Annotated in this window: 21 protein-coding genes; 11 read left to right on the forward strand and 10 right to left on the reverse strand. The window is 59.7% G+C overall.

Annotation, left to right across the window (positions count from 1 at the left end; all coding sequences use genetic code 11):
* The first annotated feature begins 44 nt into the window (after window positions 1-44).
* Window positions 45-1,253, forward strand: coding sequence for an acetyl-CoA C-acyltransferase (locus tag HDE79_RS12070; RefSeq protein WP_184602232.1), 1,209 nt, complete (start codon window positions 45-47; stop codon window positions 1,251-1,253).
* A gap of 96 nt (window positions 1,254-1,349) precedes the next feature.
* Here HDE79_RS12070 and panE read toward each other — a convergent pair whose 3' ends face one another.
* The 5 genes from panE to HDE79_RS12095 all read right to left on the reverse strand — a co-directional run bounded on the left by panE (window position 1,350) and on the right by HDE79_RS12095 (window position 6,978).
* Window positions 1,350-2,279: a 2-dehydropantoate 2-reductase gene (panE, locus tag HDE79_RS12075; protein ID WP_184602233.1), complete on the reverse strand. Its 930-nt coding sequence runs from the start codon at window positions 2,277-2,279 to the stop codon at window positions 1,350-1,352.
* A 17-nt stretch (window positions 2,280-2,296) separates the two neighbouring features.
* Window positions 2,297-2,965: an HAD-IA family hydrolase gene (locus HDE79_RS12080; protein ID WP_184602234.1), complete on the reverse strand. Its 669-nt coding sequence runs from the start codon at window positions 2,963-2,965 to the stop codon at window positions 2,297-2,299.
* Between the two features lie 375 nt (window positions 2,966-3,340).
* A complete protein-coding gene (locus tag HDE79_RS12085) occupies window positions 3,341-4,759 on the reverse strand; it encodes a cytochrome c (RefSeq protein WP_255488396.1) in 1,419 nt (472 codons plus the stop codon).
* A gap of 2 nt (window positions 4,760-4,761) precedes the next feature.
* A complete protein-coding gene (locus HDE79_RS12090; protein WP_184602235.1) occupies window positions 4,762-6,399 on the reverse strand; it encodes a GMC family oxidoreductase in 1,638 nt (545 codons plus the stop codon).
* A 30-nt stretch (window positions 6,400-6,429) separates the two neighbouring features.
* On the reverse strand, window positions 6,430-6,978 hold the full coding sequence (locus tag HDE79_RS12095; protein WP_184602236.1) for a sugar dehydrogenase complex small subunit: 549 nt from the start codon (window positions 6,976-6,978) through the stop codon (window positions 6,430-6,432).
* A 463-nt stretch (window positions 6,979-7,441) separates the two neighbouring features.
* On the opposite strand from HDE79_RS12095, the gene HDE79_RS12100 reads away from it, so the two are divergent.
* Together HDE79_RS12100 and HDE79_RS12105 are read left to right on the forward strand one after the other, a co-directional pair.
* Window positions 7,442-8,872, forward strand: a complete 1,431-nt coding sequence (locus HDE79_RS12100; RefSeq protein WP_343205965.1) for a DHA2 family efflux MFS transporter permease subunit — start codon at window positions 7,442-7,444, stop codon at window positions 8,870-8,872.
* A gap of 102 nt (window positions 8,873-8,974) precedes the next feature.
* On the forward strand, window positions 8,975-9,850 hold the full coding sequence (locus tag HDE79_RS12105) for a formate/nitrite transporter family protein (RefSeq protein ID WP_343205958.1): 876 nt from the start codon (window positions 8,975-8,977) through the stop codon (window positions 9,848-9,850).
* A gap of 9 nt (window positions 9,851-9,859) precedes the next feature.
* On the opposite strand, the gene HDE79_RS12110 is transcribed toward HDE79_RS12105, so the two are convergent.
* A complete protein-coding gene (locus HDE79_RS12110; RefSeq protein WP_184602239.1) occupies window positions 9,860-11,119 on the reverse strand; it encodes an NAD(P)/FAD-dependent oxidoreductase in 1,260 nt (419 codons plus the stop codon).
* A 143-nt stretch (window positions 11,120-11,262) separates the two neighbouring features.
* Here HDE79_RS12110 and HDE79_RS12115 point away from each other — a divergent pair, with 143 nt between their 5' ends.
* A complete protein-coding gene (locus HDE79_RS12115; protein ID WP_184602240.1) occupies window positions 11,263-12,975 on the forward strand; it encodes an SDR family oxidoreductase in 1,713 nt (570 codons plus the stop codon).
* Between the two features lie 41 nt (window positions 12,976-13,016).
* On the opposite strand, the gene HDE79_RS12120 is transcribed toward HDE79_RS12115, so the two are convergent.
* Window positions 13,017-13,847, reverse strand: a complete 831-nt coding sequence (locus HDE79_RS12120) for an ATP-binding cassette domain-containing protein (RefSeq protein ID WP_184602241.1) — start codon at window positions 13,845-13,847, stop codon at window positions 13,017-13,019.
* A gap of 80 nt (window positions 13,848-13,927) precedes the next feature.
* Entirely contained in the window at window positions 13,928-14,251 is a 324-nt protein-coding gene (locus HDE79_RS12125; RefSeq protein ID WP_184602242.1) for a hypothetical protein, read from the reverse strand.
* 177 nt (window positions 14,252-14,428) lie between these two features.
* Here HDE79_RS12125 and HDE79_RS12130 point away from each other — a divergent pair, with 177 nt between their 5' ends.
* From HDE79_RS12130 to HDE79_RS12160, 7 genes are all read left to right on the forward strand, one after another.
* Window positions 14,429-15,796 carry a sorbosone dehydrogenase family protein gene (locus HDE79_RS12130; RefSeq protein WP_184602243.1) on the forward strand — a complete coding sequence of 456 codons (1,368 nt, stop codon included), beginning with the start codon at window positions 14,429-14,431 and terminating at the stop codon, window positions 15,794-15,796.
* A 183-nt stretch (window positions 15,797-15,979) separates the two neighbouring features.
* On the forward strand, window positions 15,980-16,852 hold the full coding sequence (locus HDE79_RS12135; RefSeq protein WP_184602244.1) for an aldo/keto reductase: 873 nt from the start codon (window positions 15,980-15,982) through the stop codon (window positions 16,850-16,852).
* A gap of 94 nt (window positions 16,853-16,946) precedes the next feature.
* Window positions 16,947-17,972, forward strand: a complete 1,026-nt coding sequence (locus HDE79_RS12140) for an NAD(P)H-quinone oxidoreductase (protein WP_255488397.1) — start codon at window positions 16,947-16,949, stop codon at window positions 17,970-17,972.
* A 136-nt stretch (window positions 17,973-18,108) separates the two neighbouring features.
* Window positions 18,109-18,489, forward strand: a complete 381-nt coding sequence (locus HDE79_RS12145; protein ID WP_184602245.1) for a DUF2946 domain-containing protein — start codon at window positions 18,109-18,111, stop codon at window positions 18,487-18,489.
* A 67-nt stretch (window positions 18,490-18,556) separates the two neighbouring features.
* Window positions 18,557-19,744 carry a transporter gene (locus HDE79_RS12150; RefSeq protein ID WP_255488398.1) on the forward strand — a complete coding sequence of 396 codons (1,188 nt, stop codon included), beginning with the start codon at window positions 18,557-18,559 and terminating at the stop codon, window positions 19,742-19,744.
* Between the two features lie 50 nt (window positions 19,745-19,794).
* Window positions 19,795-20,370 (forward strand): TlpA disulfide reductase family protein, encoded by a 576-nt coding sequence (locus HDE79_RS12155; protein WP_184602246.1) that lies wholly within the window; start codon window positions 19,795-19,797, stop codon window positions 20,368-20,370.
* Window positions 20,371-20,535: 165 nt separating this feature from the next.
* Window positions 20,536-21,237 (forward strand): pirin family protein, encoded by a 702-nt coding sequence (locus HDE79_RS12160; protein WP_184602247.1) that lies wholly within the window; start codon window positions 20,536-20,538, stop codon window positions 21,235-21,237.
* Between the two features lie 30 nt (window positions 21,238-21,267).
* Here HDE79_RS12160 and HDE79_RS12165 read toward each other — a convergent pair whose 3' ends face one another.
* Window positions 21,268-23,655 (reverse strand): EAL domain-containing protein, encoded by a 2,388-nt coding sequence (locus HDE79_RS12165; RefSeq protein ID WP_184602248.1) that lies wholly within the window; start codon window positions 23,653-23,655, stop codon window positions 21,268-21,270.
* A gap of 40 nt (window positions 23,656-23,695) precedes the next feature.
* Window positions 23,696-23,995: a hypothetical protein gene (locus tag HDE79_RS12170; protein WP_184602249.1), complete on the reverse strand. Its 300-nt coding sequence runs from the start codon at window positions 23,993-23,995 to the stop codon at window positions 23,696-23,698.
* Window positions 23,996-24,035 lie beyond the last annotated feature (40 nt).

Genomic DNA, 24,035 nt, shown 5'->3' on the forward strand with positions numbered 1-24,035 from the left:
CTCCAACTCTCTTTCCTTTCCGACATTCCACGAGGATTAGTCTCATGACCAAGCAAGTGCAAGACGCCTACATCGTCGCCGCCACCCGCACTCCGGTGGGCAAGGCGCCGCGCGGCGTATTCCGTAACACCCGTCCCGACGATCTGCTCGCGCACGTCATCCGCGCTGTGATCGCCCAAACTCCGGGCATCGATCCGCACCGTATCGCCGACACCATCATCGGCTGCGCCATGCCCGAAGCCGAGCAAGGCATGAACGTAGCACGCATCGGCGTGCTGCTGGCTGGCCTGCCCGACACCGTGCCCGGCGTCACCGTCAACCGCTTCTGCGCCTCCGGCCTGCAGGCCGTGGCCCAGGCCGCCGACCGCATTCGTCTTGGCGAAGCCGATCTGATGATCGGCGGCGGTACCGAAAGCATGACGATGATTCCGATGATGGGCCACAAGATCGCGATGAATCCGGCCATCTTCGCCAACAGCGAGGATTACGCCATCGCTTTCGGCATGGGCATCACCGCCGAGAAGGTCGCCGAAAAGTGGAAGGTCACCCGTGAGCAGCAAGATGCTTTCGGCGTCGAGAGCCATCGCCGTGCACTCGCTGCGCAGGCCGCCGGCGAATTCAAGGATGAGATCGCACCGTTCCAACTCGATGACCACTACCCCGATCTCATCACCCGCGACATCAAGACGGATAGCCGCCTCATCGACGCCGATGAAGGTCCGCGCGCTGGCACCACCATGGAAGTGCTGAGCAAGCTGCGCACCGTGTTCCGCAATGCCCAGTACGGTGGCACCGTCACCGCCGGCACGTCCTCGCAGATGTCCGATGGTGCCGGCGCTGTCATGCTGGCCAGCGAACAGGCCGTCAAGGACTACAACCTGAAGCCGTTGGCTCGCTTCGTCGGTTTCTCCGTCGCCGGCGTGCCGCCGGAAATCATGGGTATCGGCCCGAAGGAAGCAATTCCCAAGGTGCTCAAGCAGACCGGCCTCACGCTCGACCAAATGGACTGGATCGAGCTCAACGAAGCCTTCGCCGCACAGGCGCTGGCCGTGATCGGCGACCTCGGCCTCGACCCGAGCAAAGTCAATCCGCTCGGTGGTGCCATCGCCCTTGGTCACCCGCTGGGTGCCACCGGTGCGATCCGTATCGCCACGCTCGTGCATGGCTTGCGCCGTCGCAAGCAGAAGTACGGCATGGTCACCATGTGCATCGGTACTGGCATGGGCGCGGCAGGTATTTTCGAAGCGCTCTGATTCGTTGCATCACAGCTGAAATGAAAACGGCGCCGTAGCAATACGGCGCCGTTTTTCTTGTTTCCGCCTGTCTGCACCACCGTTGGCGCATGACGCTTATACCTTGCGCTGCTTCTGATAAGACTGCAGATGACACCAGGCCACCGTCAGCAATGGCGCATCGATAGCGGCCGCCCGTGCACGTTGCAGCATGTCGCCGACGATTTGTTCGCCTTCAATCTGCTGGCCCGATTCCAGATCGCGCAGCATGGAGGCAGTAACGGGTGAGCCATCCTGTGTCAGGTTTTTTAATGCCAGCTCCCGAGCGCTGGCAGGTATCGGCGAACCGGCCGTTGCAGCTACCGCAACGCACTCGGCATATAGCTGCTCCATGAAATCGCGGCCACCGTCAGTCGCCACGATCACGCCGACACTGGCTCGCATCAAGCAGGTGGCGGCCGCCAATGCGGTGAGAAAGCTGTACTTGATCCACAGATCCTGCTCGATGGTAAGCGAATGCTTGTGCTCCACCTTCGCCTGGGCAAAGGCAGCGGCAATCGCCGCACAGCGCTGGCTGCGCGGTTCGCCCGTGCGCTCACCAAAGGTCACCGAGGCGGGCTTGCCGAGATGCAACACCTCGCCGGTGTCCGGCTTGGTGACGCTGATGAAGCAGAGACCACCAAGCACGCGCGCCGCGCCAAAGCGCTGATCCAGCGCCTCATAGTGATGCAGGCCGTTGAGAATCGGCAGCAGCGTGGTGTGCTCGCCCATCGCGGGCGCAATCGCCTCGATCGAACTATCCAGGTCGTAAGCCTTGCAGCTCAGCAGGATCAGATCGAACGGCTCTGCCCTCGGTAGCTGATCAGTCGTAAGGTGCCGGACCACCAGCTGCGCATCGCCCAGCGGACTGCGGATAACCAACCCATGGGCGTCCAGTTGCGCTGCGCGAGCCGGGCGCACCAGGAAGGTTACATCCAGGCCCGCCTGCGCCAACCGGCCGCCGAAATAGCCGCCCGTACCACCCGCGCCAAGAATCAAGATACGCATAGGAGTTCGCCTTTCGCTCAAGCAACAACGCGCAGGCGCACACCATCAGCACCCACGTCGACAAAACGCAGCGCCGACATATCGGGAATCCATTCGACCCCTTCCGGGATTTCGCCCGGATGGCCGGTCGCCAAAGCAATCACCCGCGCACCTGCAGCCTGACCCGCACGGATGCCCGCAACAGCATCCTCGAACACCAGTGTCTGTGCGGGTGCACAGCCCATGCGCCGCGCACCTTCAAGATAACCTGCCGGATGCGGCTTGCCCTCTTTGACGTCGTCGCCACCAACCATCTTCGGCGGCGGCACGATCCCCGTCACCGCCAGCCGCGCTCGCGCCAGTTCCTGATCGGCCGAGGTAATGATGGTCCAGCGATCCTCAGGCAGACTGGCAAGCAATTCGAGCGCCCCCTTGATCGGTACGATGCCATCGGTGCTGTGCAGCTCGATGTCGTACATCGTGCGGATCTCCTGCTCCACGTCGTAACCCGGTGGCGTAAAGCGGCGCACCGAATCAGCCAGTCGCACGCCATGCAGCTGCGGCAACACCCAGTCGAAATCAACGTCGTGCGCATCGCACCAGTCTTTCCACAACGTCTCGACCATCAGGCGCGAATCAATCAGGGTGCCATCCATATCAAACAACAAAGCCTGAGCCAACAGTTCCGTACCAACAGCCAAACGCATGGGGTTTCCTTGAAAACGAAGCAGTCTTGGCCAAGCAGGCACGCTGCATCATAAAAATCTTGGTGAGTCTGCAATCGCGGCTTAGGCGCGTTGACGACATGAGTTCAAAAGTGTCACCTCGCCAAACGACGAGCGCAAGCCCTATCGTGCAGGTATGGTGGCGATGGATTACGGAGGCGGCGCATATTGCACTGCTAATGGCTGTCTGTATCCCAACGGCCTCGCACTTCATGATGGCCATCGGGATGGATTGCCACGGCATGACCGGCATGCAAAGCATGCCGATGAGCTTGTCTGATGCCTGTGGAAGAACCAGCGAGCACAAATTCAACACAGTCGGTAGTTCGTCCACCCTGCCTTCCTAGCTATATATGCTCAGAAGATTTTGAACCGACTCTTGCGCCGGATCAGCAGGATGATGATCAGCATCAGAACAATCGCGCCGCCGATCATGCCCGCGCGAGCCAAGGCGACCAGGTTCGAGGTCGGTCCGCCCTGACGTATCACTTCGACTTGGGTGGGCCTCACCTCCGTACCGGGCTGACCGTAGGTGGAAAGCACGTAGTTCGCCAGCGATGCGATCTGCTCGTTGGACAGCGAATTGAGGTCATCCGGTTTTCCACCAAAGCCCGGCATATATGCCTGTCCCTCAGCCGTTGTCCGGTTCACACCGTTGAGAATCGTGGCAATCAGGTTGTTGGGATTGGAGCTACCAATGACCGAGTTATGGAACAGACTGGGGTAGTAACCATCCTTGCTGCCCTGCGCCTCAGGCGAGTGACAGCTTGCGCAATTCCCCTGGAATAGTTGGGCACCGCTGGCGTTGCCTGCGTTCGTATCGTCGAACTTCATGCCGCGGAAATTTGCTATGTCCGAGCCGGCGTTACCTTGATCGAAGCGCGATGCCTTGTCGCCGCTATCCCGTACCGCCGGAATGCCCTTGATGTAGATCGCAATCGCGTTCAAGTCTGCATCCGAGAGGTACTGGAAGCTGTGCTCCACTGCTTCGCCCATGCTGCCTGCGGCCTGGGCCTTGCCGCGCAGATGGCCCGAGTGCAGATAGTTGGGCAGATCAGTCTGGCTCCAACTGCCGATGCCGCTGATCGGATCGGAGGTGATGTTGGGTGCGTACCAGGCACCGACCAGGCCACCACTGAATTCTTTGTTCTTTTCCTCCTGCATCAGGAAGCCACGAGGGGTATGACAGGTGCTGCAGTGCGCCGGTCCTTCGACCAAGTAACGACCGCGATTCCATTCCACGGATTTCGACGGGTCATTGACCATGGTCTTGCCCGAGAGAAACAGCATGTTCCAGCCCTTCATCGAAAGGCGGATGTTCATCGGGAACGGCAGGTTGGTGGCGGGTGTAGCCTCGTCCACCGGGGCGACACCATGCAAGAAGTAGGCATACAGCGCGTGGATGTCCTGATCGGTCAGCACCGCATACGAGGTATACGGCATGGCCGGATACAGGTTTGCTCCATCACGACGGATCCCCTTGCGAACGGCGTCGGCAAACTGGGCTTCAGTGTAGTTGCCGATACCGTAGCGCGTGGATGGCGAAATATTGCTCGCATAGATGGTTCCGACTGGCGAAACGATGCCGAGCCCGCCCGCAAACGGCTTGCCGCTTTTCATCGTATGACAGGCCGCACAATCCGAGGCGATGGCGATGTATTTGCCTTGGGCGACCAGACTGGCCTGGTTGGTGTCGTCAGCCGCATGACTGGCTACGCTGCCTGCCATGCTCGCGACCATGGCGATACCGAACAGAAAACGATTGATGTAACGCATGGTCAGGCTTGCTTCAATTGACTGACAATCGCATCTGCTGCCTTGAAGGCAAGAGCCGCCATGGTCAGTGTGCTATTGCCACAGCCGCCGGTAGTCATGGCACCGCCGCCAGGCAGGAACAGGTTGCTATGGTCATGGGCACGGCAATCGACATCCACCACGGACTTGCCGGTGTCGCGCCCCATGATCGTCCCTCCCATGATGTGATCGCTTTGAGTGAATCCGGTCGAGACCTGAATATCGGTCGCACCCATCGCCGCACCCAGCCTCTTGCCAATCGGCACCGAATAGGTCTGTGCGGAGCGCCGTACGTAATCGCCCACGTCGTAGTAAATGTTCGGCTTCGGCAGACCCAGCCAATCTCTCTTGTCGGACAGGGTGAGCCGGTTATTGGGATCGGGCAGCAGTTCGTGTTCGATCGCAATTTCAGCGGTGCAAGCGGACAGACGGCGGATCTCCTGATCGAGCGCTTTGCCAACCAAGCCTTTTTCCAGCGCAGCGATACCGCCAAGTCGGCTTCGCGCCATGTTGTTGAAGCGGAAAAGCGCACCACCGTGCCGGTTGCGGAAATCGCCTTGCGATGTTTCGATGATGCTACTGCCTTGCACTGGGCCGACGCCGGTCCATGCCGGCTCAGCAAGCGCAAGCTCAACCACTAGCTTGGGCTGATCCATCATGTTGCGCCCGACCTGGTCGGAACTGTTTGCAACGCCCTTGGGATTGCGCGCGTCCATCGACATCAGCAGTAGTTTTGGCGTTTCAATACCGTTGCAGGCAAGCACAAACACCTTGCCAGAGACGCGATGCGAGACTTTGTTGGAATCGTAGTAATGCACCGCCTGAATTTCGTTCTTGTTTCCAGTTTCCAGCTTGTAAACCACGGCGTTCACGAGAATCTTGCCGCCCTTGGCCTCGATCTTCGGTAGTGCCGTCGCGGCGTCGTACTTCGCCGCGATCGGGCACACCGGGATGCAGTTGTTGTTGCCGCAGCACGGCGGACGCCCGTCATAGGCCGTGCCACTGTTGCGTGCCTGCGCTGCGGGGTGATTGCGCAGACCAATCGAAGCTGCTGCATCGGTGAAACGTTGCTCGCCGGGACCAAACGGCAGTCGACCCATTGGGTAGGGCTTGGAGCGGATTGGTGGCCACTGCAGTTCTGGCTCAGAGGGGCCGCAGACACCCAGCGCGTATTCAGCACGCGTGTAATACGGCTCTAGCGTGTTGTAGTCAAAATCCCAGTCACGGCCAACGCCATAGAGGCTTTTGAGACGCATGTCATCGGGGGTCAAACGCCAGCAGATGCCAGCCCAGTGCCAGGTGGCACCGCCTGCATAGCGGACATAGCCTTGCTGGTAGGCCCGTGCATCAGGGCCTTCAAGCTGCAGGTATTCCTGAGCCTCCGCCGGGGTGGCGGATTCAACATGAGGCGCCCAAGGCTTTGGGGGATAGGCCGCGTTGAAATGGAGTCGCTCTGTGGGCGGCAAGTTGCGATAGTTCTCGACAATTTGCCAGCGTTCAACGCGCGGCCCCGCTTCAAGCATGAGCACGGATAAGCCAGCGTCCAGAGCCTGCTCGGCAACGAGGCAACCAACCACGCCCGTCCCCACGACGATGACGTCAGCTGGAATTATGTCGGTCATAACATGAGTCTCACTTTATGCTTGGATCATTCAGAAATTGGGCATATCGCTGAGCGGCGGTGCGTCGGGGCCCCAGGCATTGGGACCGGAAATCGCATACGTCGGAATCGTCATGACATCAATCGAGGGTTGATACATCAGGGCCTGTTCGTAGGCAAAAACTTCAGCGCCTGGAGCATCCACCAATACGCCCTTGTACCAGGCAGAGATAATCGCCAAGGCGACTTCTTTCAGCGGCCCCGCGGGAATATCCGGAAAGAAGTCCTCAACGACCTTGGCATTCTTCTGGTGCGCGATGGCAATCAGCTCATCGGTGAGCGTGGGCAAGTCCGGATTGGCTTTTTTCATCGCAGCAGCGAGACGCACACCAATTTCGTTATTGAGTTTGTGGTCGATCAGCAAGCCCGACAAGGTCATAAAGCGCTCACCAAAGGGACTTTGCTCCGCCGGAATCGCCAAAAGGGGGGGGGCGGAAAGACCAAGCGCCAGCCCACTTAGCAGGAATCCGCCACCGATGAGAAGTTGCCGGCGAGAAAGAAGGAAACGAGACGGTGCGTCGTCGCGCGAAGAGTGTTCCATACCGTTCAACCCATGTAGTTACCACAGTCATCAGATCATATAATCGGATCGCGTCCAACGTCATGCTCGAATTAGGTATGACCGCCAGTTAGAACGGCTTGCCGGCACTGACGCAGGGCGGGAATGTCAGATTGCCGTGAGCGCTTGCGCTATTTTCCGCTGCAGGCATCCGCGCTCAATTGAACCCCTGGTAGAACCCGCCTGACTTGCGCTTTTCGCAGCATCAAATTCTGCTTGTGACCAGACGAAGCCATCATTGCGCGAACGGGCGCTCGCAGTTTTGCGGTAAGCCATGCTTGTCGTCCCTCCCCAACCGGCGAATAATCCGACGTTGCGATGCACGATCTGGGTGTCGCTTTCTTGAGTGGTCTTGCTGGTTCCCCCTCGGTGCATGCCGTGCCTGCCGGATCGCTCGTTCAAAGGATATGTAGTGGCGAGCCTTCCCCTTGAGGAAACCACCAACGTGCCGAGCCCCCCGGCACCGGTGTTTCCCGATTACCGCGTCACCTCGCTGATCGTCGCCTGCGCCATCTTCATGGAGCAGTTGGATGCCACCGTGCTGGCGACGGCGCTGCCGACAATGGCGCACGACTTTGCCGTGACGGCGCCGGCGATGAGCATCGCGATTACCTCCTACCTGCTGATGCTGGCGATCTTCATCCCAGCCAGCGGCGCGATGGCGGACCGCTTTGGCGCGCGACGCGTTTTCAGCGTGGCGATTGGCGTGTTCGTGGCCGGTTCGATCGTCTGCTCATTGACAACCAGCCTGCCCGCGATGGTCGCGGCGCGCCTGCTGCAGGGTGCGGGTGGCGCGATGATGGCGCCGATCGGACGACTGATCCTGCTGCGCACAGTCGAGCGACGCAACCTGGTGTCGGCGATGTCTTGGACGCTGGTACCGGCGTTTCTCGGACCACTGATCGGGCCGCCGCTGGGTGGCTTCATCGTCAGCTACCTCAGCTGGCGCTGGATTTTTTATATCAACGTGCCAATCGGCCTGCTGGGCTTCTGGCTGGTGCGTCAGTTTGTGCCGGAGATTCCCAGCGAATCCAAGCCGGCGCGCTTTGATTTTCTCGGCTTCGCCCTATGTGGGGTCGGGCTGGGCTGCCTGTTGTTCGGTTTCGAGACGATCGGGCAAAATGCCGATCTTATGCGCGCACTGCTCCTGCTCGTGATCGGCAGCGCCGCATGCGCAGCCTATATATGGCACGCGAAGCGGCGACCCGATCCGCTGATGGATCTGTCGCTGCTGAAGATCGACTCGTTCCGCCTATCGGTAATCTCCGGTTCGTTGATGCGTGTCACGCAGGGCGCGCAGCCTTTCCTGCTGCCATTGATGTTCCAGATCGGCTTCGGCCTGTCGGCGGTGCGCAGCGGCAAGCTGATTCTGGCAACGTCGCTCGGCGCTATCGTGATGCGCAGCGTTACGCCACGCGTGCTGCGGATGGTGGGTTTTCGGCGCGGCATGATGGCCAACGGCATACTCTCCAGCATGGGCTATGCGGTGTGCGCGTTTTTCCGGCCGGGCTGGCCGGACTGGCTGATGTTCGGCCTGTTGTTCTGCTGCGGTGCCTTCATGTCATTCCAGTTTGCGGCCTACAACACGGTGGCCTACGAAGCCGTGCCGACGTCGCGCACCAGCGCAGCCAGCAGCCTGTACACCACCCTGCAGCAGCTGATGCTTTCCGTCGGCGTCTGTAGCGGTGCGCTGATTCTCAAGCTGACCATGGCTGCCGGTGATCACGCCGAACCGCATCTGATGGATTTCTCCATCGCTTTTGTGATCGTCACGCTGATCTCGCTCAGCTCCATGCGCTGGCATGTGGGCTTTGCGCACGACGCCGGCGACGAGTTGAGCGGGTATCGGTCGAAACAGCGACCGTCACTGGGATAAAAGCGCAGCGGTTCCTGGCGCATGGACGCTGCGGACACATCACGCCATCCATCATCACCACTCTGTGGCTCAGTGGACGACGCCAATCAACGGAGTCCTCGCGTGAACGATCAACCTTCCCCCAAACATGACGACAGCAAATCCGATAGCGACCAGCCTGGCTCAAGTGACGGCTTTGTGCTTTCAGGCAATGAGCAGGGCGATGTCGAAGAAAAGCGACCACCGCGTGCCGCAGTGCTGCACGAGATCATCCGGCGCGAGGGCGAGCAGGAGCTGAAACGTGGCGTGGCCGCACTCGGCTGGTCGTCGCTCGCAGCCGGTATGTCGATGGGATTTTCGTTGCTGGCGCGCGGCCTGCTGCACACGCATCTGGGTGATTTTCCCGGTCGGTTTCTGCTGGAGAACTTTGGCTACTGCTTCGGCTACCTGGTGGTAATTCTCGCCCGCCAGCAGCTGTTTACCGAAAACACGATGACCGCCGTGTTGCCGTTGATGACCGAGCCGAGCCTGCGCAAGTTCGGCTCGTTGCTGCGCATGTGGAGCATCGTGCTGGTTGGCAACCTGATTGGCGCGGCGCTGTTCGCCTACGGCATTTTGCATCTGCAACAGTTCGACAGCGAAACGCAGGCCGCCTTCACTGCTATCGGCCAGGAGTTGATGCAGAACTCGCCGCTGCAAATGTTCACCAAGGGCATCCTGGCCGGCTGGCTGATCGCTACGCTGGTGTGGCTACTACCGTCAGTCGAGAAAACCAAGATCGCGATCATCGTGATCGTGACCTATCTCATCGCCATCGGTGGCTTTACCCACATCATCGTGGGCACGATCGAGTCACTTTATCTGGTGTTTGCCGGTGATCTCAGCTTTGCCGACTACGCGCTGCGCTTTGCGCTACCCACGCTGGCAGGCAATATTGTCGGCGGCAGTTTCATCTTTGCGCTGATCAGCCACGCTCAAGTGCGCAGCGGGGGCGATTGACGGAGCGCGTTACTTGCCCAATTCACCACCGACGATGATGCGTGCATTGCGCTGCCAGGTCAGGTACGACCAGGCCCAGCCTATCGTGATCAGTAGCCGGTTGCCGAAGCCGATCAGAAAGAAAATATGTACCACCAGCCATAGCCACCACGCGACGACACCGGACAGATGGATGCCGCGCAAATCGGCTACCGCCTTGCCGCGGCCGATGGTGGCGAAGCTGCCGTAGTCTTTGTAGCGGAAAGCACGCGTGGTGCGGCCGGCCATTCGTTCGCGGATCATTGTCGCCGCGTGGGCCCCCATTTGCTTGGCCGCCGGTGACAGTGCCGGCACAGGCTTTCCATCTTGCTGTAGATGGGCCAGATCACCAATCACGAAAACTTCGGCATGCTGCGGCAACGACAGGTCGGGCGCGACTTGCACGCGACCCGCGCGATCGCACGCCGTATCCAGCTGTCTGCCCAGTGACGATGCGGCCACGCCTGCAGCCCATACCAGCGTGCGCGCCTCGATGCGCTGCTCGCCCATCTGCACATGGTCGTCGCTGACGCTGGTGACGGCCGAATTCAGATGAACGCGCACCTGCATGCGCTCAAGCTGCTGCTGCGCTTTCGCCGAGAGATCCGCCGGCATCGAGCCCAGCACGCGACCGCCCGCCTCCACCAGATGAATCTGCGCCTGGTGTGGATCGGCTACGCGAAATTCGTTGGCTAGCGTGTGATGGGCGATCTCGGCGAGCGTGCCGGCCAGCTCCACGCCGGTCGGGCCGGCGCCGATCACCACAAAGCTGAGCCACGCTGCGCGCTTTATCGGGTCAGGCTCACGCTCGGCGGCTTCGAAGGCGTTGAGGATGTGCCGGCGGATGGCCAGCGCATCGTTCATCGTCTTCATGCCGGGTGCATCGGTGGCCCAGTCGTCGTGACCAAAGTAAGCGTGGCTCGATCCGGTCGCCACAATCAGGTAGTTGTATTCCAGCGCATCGTCCCCCATCGACACGCGCTTTTGCGCCACGTCGATCGCCGTGACCGTTTCCATGCGTACGGTGACATTGGCTTGCTTGCGCAGGATATGGCGCAGCGGCGCGGCAATATCCGGTCCCGACAGCCCCGCCGTCGCCACTTCATAGAGCAGCGGCTGGAACAGGTGATGATTGGTACGATCCACCAGCGTGATCTGCACCGGCGCCGATCGCAGCGCGCGCGCCGCGCTCAATCCCCCGAATCCACCACCGATGATGACCACATGGGGCAAAGGGTGCGTACTGCTCATGGCTACCTCGCGTTGATATGCCTCGACATTAGAACGCGTGAGACATTAATTGTCTGATCAAAGATCGTTCGAATAAAGCATATCGCGTGCAGCCCGCTCACTTGTGCCGATGCCGATGCCGATGGTGTAAATCGGGATAGTGCATGGCCATAAATCCATGCACAGGCAGCGCGGCATCAATACAGGCAAAATACACGGCTGGCGCGGCCAAATCACCTGCCGCCGCCTTCCATTTTCGCTTTACCGATACGGACAACACCTTGACCAACTCCACACCTACCCCGCCCGTACCGGACGATACAGACCCTGCCCTGCTGAAGCGGCTGCACGAAGCGACAGCACTGCTGGAATCGCTGGCGGCCGATCCGCTGCTGCTGGCGCAGTTGCCTGCGCAGGAACGCAGCCGACTGCATCAGGCGGTGGCGAGCGTGTATCACCCCGATCCGGCGACGCGTCGGGTGAAGTTGAAGGCTAAACAGAAAGCGCACTATGCGTCGAAGATTCGTGCCGACGACACCGTACTCAACCAGACCGGCATCCGCGCGCTGCGTCGCAAACCGGTGTTCAGCACGCCAAGCGTGTTTGCGCCGGAAGGTTTCGAGGCGCACGACGTAAACCCCAATGCGGACGCCACCCAGCCACGCGAATCCATCGAACCGCAGCACTGTTACGTGTGCAAGCAGAAGTACTCGACCATCCATTTCTTCTACGACCAGCTGTGCCCGGATTGTGCGGCGTTCAACTACGCCAAGCGCACCGAGTTGGTGGATCTGCGTGGGCGCGTGGCGCTGCTGACCGGCGGCCGGGTGAAAATCGGTTACCAGGCAGGTTTGAAACTGCTGCGCGCGGGCGCGGAGCTGATCGTCACCACACGTTTTCCGCGTGATTCCGCCGCGCGCTACGCCGAAGAACCGGACTTTGCGCAGTGGAGCGATCGCCTGCAGATCTACGGACTGGATCTGCGCCACACGCCCAGCGTCGAAGCCTTCTGTCAGGAGTTGATCGCCACGCGGCCACGGCTGGATTTCATTATCAACAACGCTTGCCAGACCGTGCGCCGACCGCCGGATTTCTACGCGCACATGATGGACGGCGAAACGGCCGCGCTGCACGACCTGCCAGCGCACGTGCGCCAGCTGGTCGGAAACTACGAAGGCTTGCGCGGCGCGCACCTGCTGCCCGAGGCGAACACGGGTGCTATCGCGCAATCAGGTAGCGTGCCGAATGTTGCCGGTCTGACGCGCGCAGCCGAGCTGTCGCAGCTGCCACTGCTGCCGGAAGAACTACTGGCGCAGCAGCACCTGTTTCCTCAAGGGAAACTCGATCAGGACTTGCAGCAGATCGATCTGCGCGAGCGCAACTCGTGGCGGCTGCTGATGGCCGAGGTGCCGTCGGTGGAATTGCTGGAGGTGCAGCTGGTCAACGCCATCGCGCCGTTCATCATCAACGCGCGGCTCAAGCCGCTGATGCTGCGCACGCCAGGCAATGACCAACCCAGTCACGACAAGCACATCGTCAACGTGTCGGCGATGGAGGGCCAGTTCTACCGCAGCTTCAAGACCACGCGGCATCCACACACCAACATGGCCAAGGCCGCGCTCAACATGATGACGCGCACCTCTGCTACCGACTATCACAACGATGGTATCCACATGAACAGTGTGGATACCGGTTGGGTCACCGATGAAGACCCGGCCGAACTGGCCGCAAAAAAAGTGATCGAAGAACGCTTCCACCCGCCACTGGACATCATTGACGGCGCAGCGCGCATCGTCGATCCGATCATCAGCGGGATCAACACCGGCGAGCACGTGTGGGGGCAGTTTCTGAAGGACTATCGGCCGACGGACTGGTGAGCGCCGTCTCTATCTGCGGATGATTTCAGTGAACGCCAACCTCAATCCAGCGTCGCCGCGTAATAATCGCCATGCCGGCTCACTCGCACTGGCATGGCAAACGCCTCTGACAGCGTGGCATCGGTAAGCGTGTCGGCCTTGCTGCCCTGCCGGAACACCCGACCATCGCGCAGCAAGACGACCTGCCCGATCTCTGGCAGGATTTCCTCGACGTGATGGGTGACCAGCAATAACGTGGTGCCGCTCCTGGCCAGCTCGCGCAGGCCTTCCAGAAAATGCCGACGGCTGGCCATATCCAGACCTGCGCAGGGTTCATCGAGCAGCAGTGCGCGCGGGCGATGCACCAGCGCCCGCGCGATCAGTACACGACGCGCTTCGCCAGTAGACAGGCTCGCCATGTCGCGCCCGATCAGCGGCGTTGCACCGACCTGCGCCAACGCCTCATGGACACGTCCGCGCATATCATCAGTGACCTGATGATTGAAGCTGATGCCGCGCGCCGCAAAGAATCCCGACACCACTGCATCAAACACTTCCACGGGCGTATCACTGGTGTAATCGAGCTGCACCGCCGGCGACACGATGCCAAGCAGGCTGCGCAGCTCCGCCACGTTCCAGCGATCGCGACCAAAGATGCACACGCGGCCATTGCCATCCCGTTTCGCCAACGGATACAGCTGCCGCGCAATCAGCTTTACCAGCGTCGACTTGCCCGAACCGTTGGGGCCAAGGATCGCCGTGTGCTGGCCATCGGCAATGCACAGACTGAGCCGGTCCAGCACCAGCCGATCGCCCTGCATCACGCTGGCTTGATCGATCGTTAGCAGATCGTCTTCGGAGTTCAATTGATCTTTGGCCGCTGATTCATGCATGGCTTTACCTTGCCTGCAAATAAGCCGAACGGCAACACCGCCGACACCGGACTAATCAATGCTTGCCGCGTGGGAGAGCACTATTCATCGACTACATTCATCTGCTTCAGCTGATCATCTCTGGCTGCATGGGCTGTGGCTTGAAGAAATGCGATGGCGCGGTCCATCGCATCGAGCTGCAGATCGACAACGGATCGATCACCGGCAGGCACCAGGATTGACAGCTTGATTTCTTCGGGAAGGGACGGCTTCTTTTTTTCTTCTTTACCCTCCTGGTTACCGGACTGTTCATCGCCGTTATCCTCGTCCTTCAAGACTCCGCTATAACGCACGTCGACGCGCCAGTGGTTTGATTCGCCGCAAAGACGAAGTTCGGCAAGAAATAGCTTTTCCTGATCAGTCATGGTGTTCTCCAATTTCCACTTCAAAATGAGTCGCTTGTTACGGCGCAGGTCTATTCGAGCCAACCAGCATCATTTCCCCACGCCACACGTGACGCGCATGTCCATATCGTCATGACTTTTCACATCACCTTCCCCATTGGCGGTGTGCAGTAGTGGCCTACCTGCTGGAGCCTCGCCATGCGCTCATCCGTTCGAACAACTCTTTTCGCCATCACCACTTTGTCAGCAGTGTTGATGCTGATCGGCTGCGGCGATACGGCACGCCTACAAGTGAGCGATGGAACGGGCGTCAATCCAGAGCTGCCCGCCCCAAACAAGACGCTGTTCCCCACCATGAAAACAGCCAAAGCCGTGGGCTGGCCAGCCGGCGCGACGCCGATCGCCGCATCGGGCCTGGCCGTGAACGCTTACGCCAGCGGACTGGATCATCCTCGCTGGCTTTACACGCTGCCCAATGGCGACGTGCTGGTCGCCGAAACCAATGCACCACCGAAGCCCGACGACAGCAAGGGCATCCGGGGCTGGATTGCAAAGAAGATCATGGCCGGCGCCGGTGCTGGCGTACCCAGCGCCAACCGCATCACCTTGCTGCGCGATACGAAGGGTGACGGTGTAGCCGATACGCATGACGTATTTTTGAAAGGCCTCAACTCGCCGTTTGGCATGGCCCTGGTCGGCAACACGCTCTACGTTGCCGACAGTGATGCGTTGTTGAGCTTTCCGTATGAAGCCGGGGAAACCAGGATTACGGCAGCACCGACCAAAGTGATGGACCTGCCGGCCGGCACCATCAATCATCACTGGACCAAGAACGTCATCGCCAGTCTGGACGGCGGGAAGCTTTACGTCACGGTCGGCTCCAACAGCAATGTCGGAGAGAACGGACTTGCGGTAGAAAAAGACCGTGCACGAATTCTTGAAGTCGACATTGCCAGCAGCACGTCACGCGTATTCGCCACCGGCCTGCGCAATCCCAATGGCATGGCATGGCAACCGCAAAGCGGCGCGTTGTGGACAGCAGTGAACGAGCGCGATGAAATCGGCAGCGATCTGGTACCCGATTACATGACCTCAGTGAAGGACGGCGCTTTTTACGGCTGGCCTTTCAGCTATTACGGCCAGCATGTCGATGTCCGCGCGCAACCGCAGAACCCCGCGCTGGTAGCCACGGCTATCGCGCCCGACTACGCGCTCGGCCCACATACCGCGTCGCTGGGACTGATTTTTTACACTGCGCATCTTTTACCCGCGCACTATGAGAACGGTGCGTTCATCGGTCAGCATGGCTCCTGGAATCGCAACCCGCGCAGTGGCTACAAGGTGATCTTTGTGCCGTTCACCGACGGCCAGCCATCCGGTCCCGCCGAAGACGTGTTGACAGGTTTCCTCAATGTGAATGGCGAGGCGCAAGGTCGGCCTGTCGGTGTAACGACGGATGGCAAAGGCGCCTTGCTGGTCGCAGATGACGTGGGCAATGTGGTGTGGCGCATTACTTCTGCGAGCCCGGCAGCACAGACCACCGCAAGCGCCGCTGCATCACATTGAATATTGAATAGCGACGAAGGATTACTGTGCCGACTTTGCATACCTCGATCGCTCCCACTTGGCCATTTCGTCGACAGCACGATCAGGTAGCCGAACACGATAGACGGTTGTCGATCGGCAATATGCCCTCAGATAGATCATGTGTGCTTCATCCCCCTGAATCATTCTCCCAAGGAGTCCCTCATGTCGGATATCAATGCGTCACAGTCCGGTTCATTCAAGATCGGCGGCAAACTGGAGGTTCATCGCCTCGGCTATGGCGCCATGCGCATCACCGGCAAAGGCATCTGGGGCGATCCGGCGGATCGTGCTGAGTCCATCCGTACGCTGAAACGCCTGCCCGAACTCGGCATCAACTTCATCGATACAGCAGACTCGTACGGACCGGATGTGTCCGAGCCGTTGATTCGCGAGGCGCTACACCCGTATAAAGGTTTGGTCATTGCCACCAAGGGCGGCCTTACTCGTACCGGACCCGATCAGTGGACGCCAGTCGGTCGACCTGAGTATCTAATCCAGCAGGCACACAAGAGCCTGCGCAACCTCGGCGTGGAGCGCATCGACCTGTGGCAGTTGCATCGCGTCGATCCCAAGGTGCCACGCGACGAGCAATTCGCCGCCATCAAATCGCTGATCGATGACGGTGTCCTTGCTCATGCGGGACTTAGCGAAGTATCGATCGAAGACATCGAAGCCGCCGCCAAACACTTCCAGGTGGCTACCGTACAGAACAAGTACAACCTGGTCGATCGTGCGAGCGAAAAGGTGCTGGACTATTGCGCCAAGCACGGTATCGGTTTTATCCCCTGGTATCCGCTGGCAGCAGGCGACTTGGCCAAGCCGGGCTCGGTGCTTGACGACATTGCCAAGAAGCACAAGGCTGCGCCGAGCCAGATCGCGCTGGCATGGGTGCTCAAGCGCAGTCCGGTGATGCTCCCGATTCCCGGCACGTCGAAGGTGTCGCACTTGGAAGAAAACGTCGCCGCCGTCGGCATCAAGCTTTCCGATGAGGAGTTCAAATCGCTCGACGAAGCCGGCAAGAAAGCCGCCGCTTGAGCCCCGACTGAATGATTGATTGCTTGAGAGTGTCACCGATCGAATCCGCCGATGCCGTTGAAGGACGGGAGTCGGCGCAAACGTTGAACAACCGATGAGTCAAACAATCGCCATGCCTACCATGCAAGCCATCGAAATCACTCGCCCCGGCGAACCCGATGTATTGAAACTCACCTCGCGCGACATACCCAAGCCCGACAAGGGTGAGGTGCTGATCAAGGTAGCGGCAGCTGGCGTCAATCGGCCCGACGTGTTTCAACGCAAGGGAAATTACGCCCCGCCGCCGGGCATCTCCGACATACCCGGCATGGAAGTCGCTGGCGAGTTGGTCGATGGCGATCTGGATGGCGAAAATCCATTCGGCCTCAAACGCGGCGACAGGGTATGCGCGTTGATCGGTGGTGGCGGTTATGCCGAGTACGCCATAGCGCCGCTGCTGCAATGCCTGCCCACGCCCAAAGGCTACTCGATGGTCGAGGCGGCAGCGCTGCCGGAAAATTTTTTCACGGTATGGAGCAACGTGTTCGATCGCGGCCAGCTCGGCCAGGGCAAACGTGGTGCGCGTGAGTCTTTGCTGGTCCAGGGTGGCTCCAGCGGTATCGGCGTCACTGCCATCCAGCTGGCACATGCGTTTGGCTACCGTGTATTCGTCACCGCAGGCAGCGCGGAAAAATGCACTGCTTGCGAACAGCTCGGTGCCATCGCCATCAACTACCGCGAACAGGATTTCGTGGAAGAGGTGAAGCGCCATAGCGACGGTCATGGCGTCGATGTGATTCTGGACATGGTTGCCGGCGACTACCTGCCCCGCGAAATCGAGGTACTCGCCGATGATGGCCGGCTGGTCGTCATCGCCACCCTCGGCGGCGGCAAGGCGACCATCGATGCTGGTGCAATCATGCGCCGCCGACTCACCGTGACGGGCTCCACGCTACGCGTGCGTCCGATTGCCTTCAAAGCCGCCATTGCACAGGCGCTTTACGAGAAAGTCTGGCCATTGCTGGAATCGCGCAGAGTGCAACCGATCATCCATCAGGTCTTCCCTGCCGCCGATGCAACCAAGGCACACGTGCTGATGGAGAGCAGTGCACATATCGGCAAGATCATGCTGACGTGGTAAGAACCGCCTTGACTGGAAAATCCTGGAATCTGTCGCGCAGGACTCTGAGGCGCTATGTCGCGGCCGAGTAGCACCAACCTGTAAAGAAAGCGTGCGATTATCCTGAAGTTGGGTGACCAACACGATAGGATTGGGGATGGCGGCGTTCCGCAACACCAGGCACCGAAAGTTTGTTGCATGGCTGGCTCTGGCCGCCATGTGGCTCACTATTGGCATGCCGGTGCTTTCGCAGTTTCTGCCGAGCCACGCACAAGAATCGATGGACCTCGGTGCGTGGTGCACCGGCCATGGTCTCAGCGATCATCATCCCGGCAGCCCGTCCGCACCTGCCGCCCCGATGGACAAGTGCGGGTATTGCAGCCTTTTCTGTCACAGCCCGCTTGTTCTCGCACATGCCTGCGTCGTTTTGCCGTCCCTGCTGTTGTCGGGACCGCTGTTTTCTGTGCAGGTCGTTCCATCCGGGCCGCGACCGCGCCTGCTGAGTGCTGATGCCAGAGGGCCGCCGTCGCTTACATGACGGCTACCGCCTTGACGCTTGGCATGCCTGACCCGCAAACCTTCGTCGCTGAACTCAATAACGATACTTGAACGCAGCCGCACGGCTCGTTGGCGCATTGGCGCAAACGGGCATTTTGCATGGCCCGCGCCAGATCGATGCCTATATCAATGCGCCGCTTGGCCGCATTTCCCGGGACTTTCTCATGCACTTCTTGTTCAACGCCAGAACCATCAAAACCGCCCCTCTTGCCCTGCTGATGTCGGCTCTGCCGATGGCAGCGCAGGCTTGCGCTACCTGCGGGTGCACACTCATCAGCACTGATGCCGCGACCGGCTACTCCGCCGAATCAGGCTGGCGTCTAAACGTGGACTACACCTCTATCGACCAGAATGAACTCCGCACCGGCAGCAGCAGCGCCAGTCCGGAACAAGTGGTCAATCGGCCATCCGACCCTTCACTCGGCGGTGGCGAGATCGAACATGGCACAACCAACCAATACCTGAATTTCACCGCTGCTTACCGCTTCAACGCCGATTGGGGCATCAGCCTGCTGGTTCCCTATGTGAAGCGCGATCACGACACCTATGGCACCCAGCTTCAACCGTACACGCCCGCAGAAAGTGCACCGGATCAGCTCAGCAACGCCAGCGTATCCAGCCTCGGTGATATCAAGCTGCTGGCGAGCTACCAGGGCTTTCTGCCAACACACAATCTTGGCGTGCAGTTTGGCGTCAAACTGCCTACCGGCAACTACGGCGGGGAAACGGAAGACGGCAATTTTGTCGGCACACCCGTGCTCTTCAAGAGCGGACCAGGTGCTGGCCAGGCGCTCGACTCGAGCTTGCAGGCAGGTACCGGCAGCACTGACCTGATCGTAGGCGCGTACTATTTTCAGCCGATCAGCCAGAATTTTGATGGCTTCGTCAACGGCCAGTTCCAGTCGGCCATTTCGGAAAGGATGAGCGCTGCCGGTGCCAATTATCGACCCGGTAATCTTGCCACCATGAGTCTGGGCGTACGCTATGAAGCCCACGCCAACTGGGTGCCGCAATTGCAGATCAACCTGCTGCACAAGAGTGCCGATCAGGGGGCATTTGCCGACCAGCCCGATACGGAAGGCACTGTGGCTTACCTCAGCCCGGGCATCAGCGCGAGCCTCACCAAGAAGCTGCAGCTGTATGCCTTTGTGCAAGTGCCGGTATATAGCCACCTGGCCGGTTACCAGCTATTCCCAGGCTGGACCGGTACCGTCGGCATCAGTTTGGGGCTATGACTATTCGACTCCCCGTACAGCGCGCTAAACCTGACCGGATGCAACTCGTCATGTTCGGTATACCCGCTTGTAAAGTAGCCCTGCGGCGGTTCAAGCAAGGCTCGAGACTCTTCGCTTCGCGTTTTGCAGCGACCACCGTATTGGCGCTTGCTCTGCTGCACTCGGCAGGTGTGAGTGCCAACAGTCTCGTTATCGGAGATGCCGCGCCACCAATCACGTTGACCACCCTGGACGGCAAGCAGATCGCGACCAGCGATCTGCAAGGCAAGGTAGTGATCGTGACCTTCTGGGCAACCTGGTGTGGGCCCTGTCGGGAGGAGCTGCCGCTGCTTTCTCGCTACGCCCAACAGCACGCGAAAGACGGCCTGGTGGTGCTCGGCTTCAGTCTCGACACGCCTGACAACCTCGACAAGGTACGCGCCGTTTCACGCAGTCTGAGTTTTCCGGTCGGGCTACTTGGCGACCCGCATGTGCCAGGTTATGGTCGCATCTGGCATCTGCCGGTCAGTTTCACTATCAACCGGAATGGGAAGCTGGTGGACAATGGATGGAAGGACAAAAATCCAGTATGGACGTCCGAACGACTGGAACAGGTTGTCACGCCACTTTTGAGTCACTCTCCCTGAATAGTCGCCCGATACAAACCTGGGTTATTCGCAAAGACTCCCAAGTCAAAAACCTTCAGTTCGGCGACAGTCCGTTTCCTCGTAGCGCATTTAAACCTGCAGTGTTTGACCCTACCTTTGCTCCAGGCGCCGATCGTGGCGCGATACAGCTACCGGAGAAACGTCGTGATTGAACGCAGACCTTTTGAAAGCCTTGGCGGTGCGAACCATGGCTGGCTCGATGCCAAACATCACTTTTCGTTTGCCAGCTACAACAATGCCAAACGCATGGGCTGGGGCGCGCTACGCGTGTGGAATGACGACACGATTGCTGCGCAAACCGGCTTCCCACCGCATTCGCATGGCGACATGGAAATCATCACCTACGTGCGCGAGGGTGCGATCACCCATCGCGATAATCTGGGCAATACGGGCCGTACCGAGGCGGGCGATGTGCAGGTAATGAGTGCAGGCACCGGCATTACGCACAGCGAGTACAACCTGGAGTCGGAGACGACTCGCATCTTCCAGATATGGATCATTCCCGACGAACGCGGCCAGCCGCCTTCATGGGGTGCCAAGCCATTCCCGAAGGGTGATCGCTCCGGTCAATTCGTGGCGCTGGCCAGCGGCTTCCGTGAAGATGCCGATGCGCTGCCCTTGCGCACTAATGCGCGCGTGCTCGGCGTGACGCTGAAAGCCGGTGAGTCAGCGGAGTACGCGCTGGCAGAAAATCGCTATGGTTATCTGGTGCCATCGAAAGGTTCGGTCGAGATCAACGGCGTGACGCTGCAAACGCGTGATGGCGCAGCTATTCACCAGGAGCCTTTGCTGCGGCTGAAAGCGCTGGAAGATACCGAACTGGTTCTAGTCGACGCACCAGCTTGATACGGGTCGCGGCCGATCGCGTTGGCGGCGCTATCGATTTGCATTTCTCCCGCCAACGCCGGCACCTTTAGGGGAGCTGTTGGCTTTGACGAAGGTCGCGAAATCGTTCGTCGCCATCGCATGCGCGATGTAATAGCCCTGGGCATGGTCACACCCGATGGAAGTAAGGTAATCGAGCGCCGCCTTGTTCTCCACGCCCTCGGCGGTGACGTGATAGCCCAGCCGGTGGCTGAGATCGACGATGGAGTGCACGATGATCTGGTCCTTGCGCTCGGTGCCAAGATTCTTGATGAACATCTGGTCGATCTTCAGCTCGCTGACCGGCAGATGGCGCAGATACGCAAACGTCGATTGACCCACGCCAAAATCATCGATGGCAATGCCAACACCGTGATCGGACAGGCGCCGTAGAATTCGGATGGCCAGATCGTGCTCGTCGATGATCGCACGTTCGGTGACCTCCACCGTCAGGCAGTGCGGAGGAAGCTCGTGGATCGCCAGCAAGGTAATGATCTTGCCCGGCAGATCGGGGTCATCCAGATCGCGCGTGGAAAGGTTCACTGACAGTTGCAGATGCAGGCCATGCTCGCTCCAGCGCTTGGCCTGCGCCAGCGCCGCGGTCAATGCCCAGCGTGTGACGCGCTGGATATTACCGGTGTCCTCCGCCATGCCAATGAAGGCGTCCGGGGGCACTTCGCCAAGTTTCGGATGATCCCAGCGCACCAGCGCTTCGGCGCCATCAATAGTTTTGGTGGCGAGCGCAAGCTTCGGTTGATAGTGCAGCGACAGCTTGTTGTGATTGAGCGCATTGCGCAGATCACCCATCAGTGACAAGCGTTCAGGGCGATGTGGATCCGTCGCTACATTATAGAAACTCAATGCAGTTGACGAACCACTGGCGGCAAACTGCGCAACCTCGGCATGACGCAGCAGTGTGCCCGCCCGGATCCCATCGGTGGGATAGATGGCGACGCCGATCGCAGGCAATCGATCGATGGCGACATCTTTTTCCTTGTAAGGCGTGTTGAGCGCATCAAGGATTCGCAGCGCCGCCGCGGTGGCATTCGACTTGTCCGTCTGTGGCAGCCATGCCATGAACTGCGTATCGGTCACCCGGGCGATAAACGCGCCATCTGAAACGTCGCGAATACGTTCGCCCGCATCACGCATCAGTCGATCGCACAACGAGTGCCCCATGGTTTTGATGATATCCGGCACGCGGGCGATTCCGATCATCAGCAAGGCGCCACCAACACCATCGTCGGTCGCGATTGAACGATTGATGCTCTCTTCGGCCGCCATGCGGGTGGGCAGATTGGTCACCGGATCATGCATGGCCTGATGGCGGATACGATCCTCGCGCTGACGCACTGCGTCGGTCATGGTACCGAACGCAACGGCCAGCTGGCCTATCTCGTCATGCCGTTGCACGCTCACCGGCGCACGATAGTCGCCAACTTCAATGCGCTTTACGGCGGCGGCCAGCGCTTCGATCGGGCGCGATACGCTGCGCGCGACCAACCAGGCGACCAGCAAACCCATCGCAAGGCCAAGGCACAACAGGATCGTTCCCGCGACCATCGCGGAATGAAAGGGCCTCAGCGCATCGTCGAGTGAATAGCCGAGCAAGGCCACCACCGGCGCAGTGTTTACCGGCTGCTTCAGATGCTGTGCCATCACGATGTACTGCATGCCGCCAACCATCATCAGCGTGGGCTTCCACGGCAGATCACCGTTTACCGGCGCAATGCTGCCGAGAAGATTCGTCTGGCTGCTGCCGCGCGCCACGACCGACCAGTGATTCGGCACAGCCTGGGCCAACAGTTCGATGTCTCTGGGCAATGCAGACAGCTGTTGCATGTGACTGAGCAAAGTGTTGTCCAGCGGCACATTCACCGCCACCAGCCCCACCGGCTGCGGTGCGTAAATCGGCACTACCACCATCCAGTACGCCTTGCCATCCAGCACAACCACCGCGGCGGTTCGCTCACCGTAGGCTTTCTTGATCAGATCGGGAAATGGAAAACGCCGCGGCGTCACGTCGACATTACCGGTAGTCGCATCGTTCGTATCGGCCAGTACGGCGCCATCGAGCCCAATCCACAGCATGCCCGAAGCACCGACCCGACGCCCGTGATTGCGCAGCATGGAAAGCACGGTACCGCGATCACGCTCAGCAATCGCCGAACGCAATGCGTAATCGAGCGAGATCACTTCAACGTTGCCCGCAACGCGTGCCGAGATGTCATCCATCTGCGAAACAAACGCTCCGGCGTTGGCAGTCAACTGGCGTTCCCCTTCGGTCACCAGCGCGCGTCGAGTCACTTCGTAGATCAGGCCTGCGGTCAACAGCTGCACGATCACCAAGGTGGCGACGAACAACAGCCCCAGCCGAAGTCGGAAGCTCAGGTTGCCCATGTGAAAGCGTCAGTTCTGGACATAGTTCACATCCATCGGTTCACGCGGATTGGGCAACAGCAAAAATGGTGAAACCGGTACGTAAAATCAGCGGACCACTGGCAATAACGATTTTCTGAGTCGGCTCAACCTGCCCCGGCTGCAACGGTGGGCGCCAGACATGCGCTGTATAGCTGCCAGCGCTGATGTTGCCAAGTACGGCATTGCTGGTTACGTTGCTGTGATTATCGGAGAAATGCACGACACGTTGTGAGGCTGAAGCCGAACATATACCGCATACCAGCAGTGCAGCAGCATGCATCCAACGCATCGATCCAACCCCCGTCATGTCGATATCCATCGACAGCCTAGCGCACTTTCACGGTGGTTCGTGACATTAT

Origin of the sequence: Rhodanobacter sp. MP1X3 (assembly GCF_014207165.1) — a bacterium.
Classification (GTDB): Bacteria; Pseudomonadota; Gammaproteobacteria; order Xanthomonadales; family Rhodanobacteraceae; genus Rhodanobacter.

What these genes read in the sequence shown, in the direction of transcription:
- HDE79_RS12070 (WP_184602232.1), top strand. Translation starts at nt 45, where the DNA reads ATGACCAAGCAAGTGCAAGACGCCTACATCGTCGCCGCCACCCGCACT.
- panE (WP_184602233.1), bottom strand. Translation starts at nt 2,279, where the DNA reads ATGCGTATCTTGATTCTTGGCGCGGGTGGTACGGGCGGCTATTTCGGC.
- HDE79_RS12080 (WP_184602234.1), bottom strand. Translation starts at nt 2,965, where the DNA reads ATGCGTTTGGCTGTTGGTACGGAACTGTTGGCTCAGGCTTTGTTGTTT.
- HDE79_RS12085 (WP_255488396.1), bottom strand. Translation starts at nt 4,759, where the DNA reads ATGCGTTACATCAATCGTTTTCTGTTCGGTATCGCCATGGTCGCGAGC.
- HDE79_RS12090 (WP_184602235.1), bottom strand. Translation starts at nt 6,399, where the DNA reads ATGACCGACATAATTCCAGCTGACGTCATCGTCGTGGGGACGGGCGTG.
- HDE79_RS12095 (WP_184602236.1), bottom strand. Translation starts at nt 6,978, where the DNA reads ATGGAACACTCTTCGCGCGACGACGCACCGTCTCGTTTCCTTCTTTCT.
- HDE79_RS12110 (WP_184602239.1), bottom strand. Translation starts at nt 11,119, where the DNA reads ATGAGCAGTACGCACCCTTTGCCCCATGTGGTCATCATCGGTGGTGGA.
- HDE79_RS12115 (WP_184602240.1), top strand. Translation starts at nt 11,263, where the DNA reads ATGGCCATAAATCCATGCACAGGCAGCGCGGCATCAATACAGGCAAAA.
- HDE79_RS12120 (WP_184602241.1), bottom strand. Translation starts at nt 13,847, where the DNA reads ATGCATGAATCAGCGGCCAAAGATCAATTGAACTCCGAAGACGATCTG.
- HDE79_RS12125 (WP_184602242.1), bottom strand. Translation starts at nt 14,251, where the DNA reads ATGACTGATCAGGAAAAGCTATTTCTTGCCGAACTTCGTCTTTGCGGC.
- HDE79_RS12130 (WP_184602243.1), top strand. Translation starts at nt 14,429, where the DNA reads ATGCGCTCATCCGTTCGAACAACTCTTTTCGCCATCACCACTTTGTCA.
- HDE79_RS12135 (WP_184602244.1), top strand. Translation starts at nt 15,980, where the DNA reads ATGTCGGATATCAATGCGTCACAGTCCGGTTCATTCAAGATCGGCGGC.
- HDE79_RS12140 (WP_255488397.1), top strand. Translation starts at nt 16,947, where the DNA reads ATGAGTCAAACAATCGCCATGCCTACCATGCAAGCCATCGAAATCACT.
- HDE79_RS12145 (WP_184602245.1), top strand. Translation starts at nt 18,109, where the DNA reads ATGGCGGCGTTCCGCAACACCAGGCACCGAAAGTTTGTTGCATGGCTG.
- HDE79_RS12155 (WP_184602246.1), top strand. Translation starts at nt 19,795, where the DNA reads ATGTTCGGTATACCCGCTTGTAAAGTAGCCCTGCGGCGGTTCAAGCAA.
- HDE79_RS12165 (WP_184602248.1), bottom strand. Translation starts at nt 23,655, where the DNA reads ATGGGCAACCTGAGCTTCCGACTTCGGCTGGGGCTGTTGTTCGTCGCC.
- HDE79_RS12170 (WP_184602249.1), bottom strand. Translation starts at nt 23,995, where the DNA reads ATGGATATCGACATGACGGGGGTTGGATCGATGCGTTGGATGCATGCT.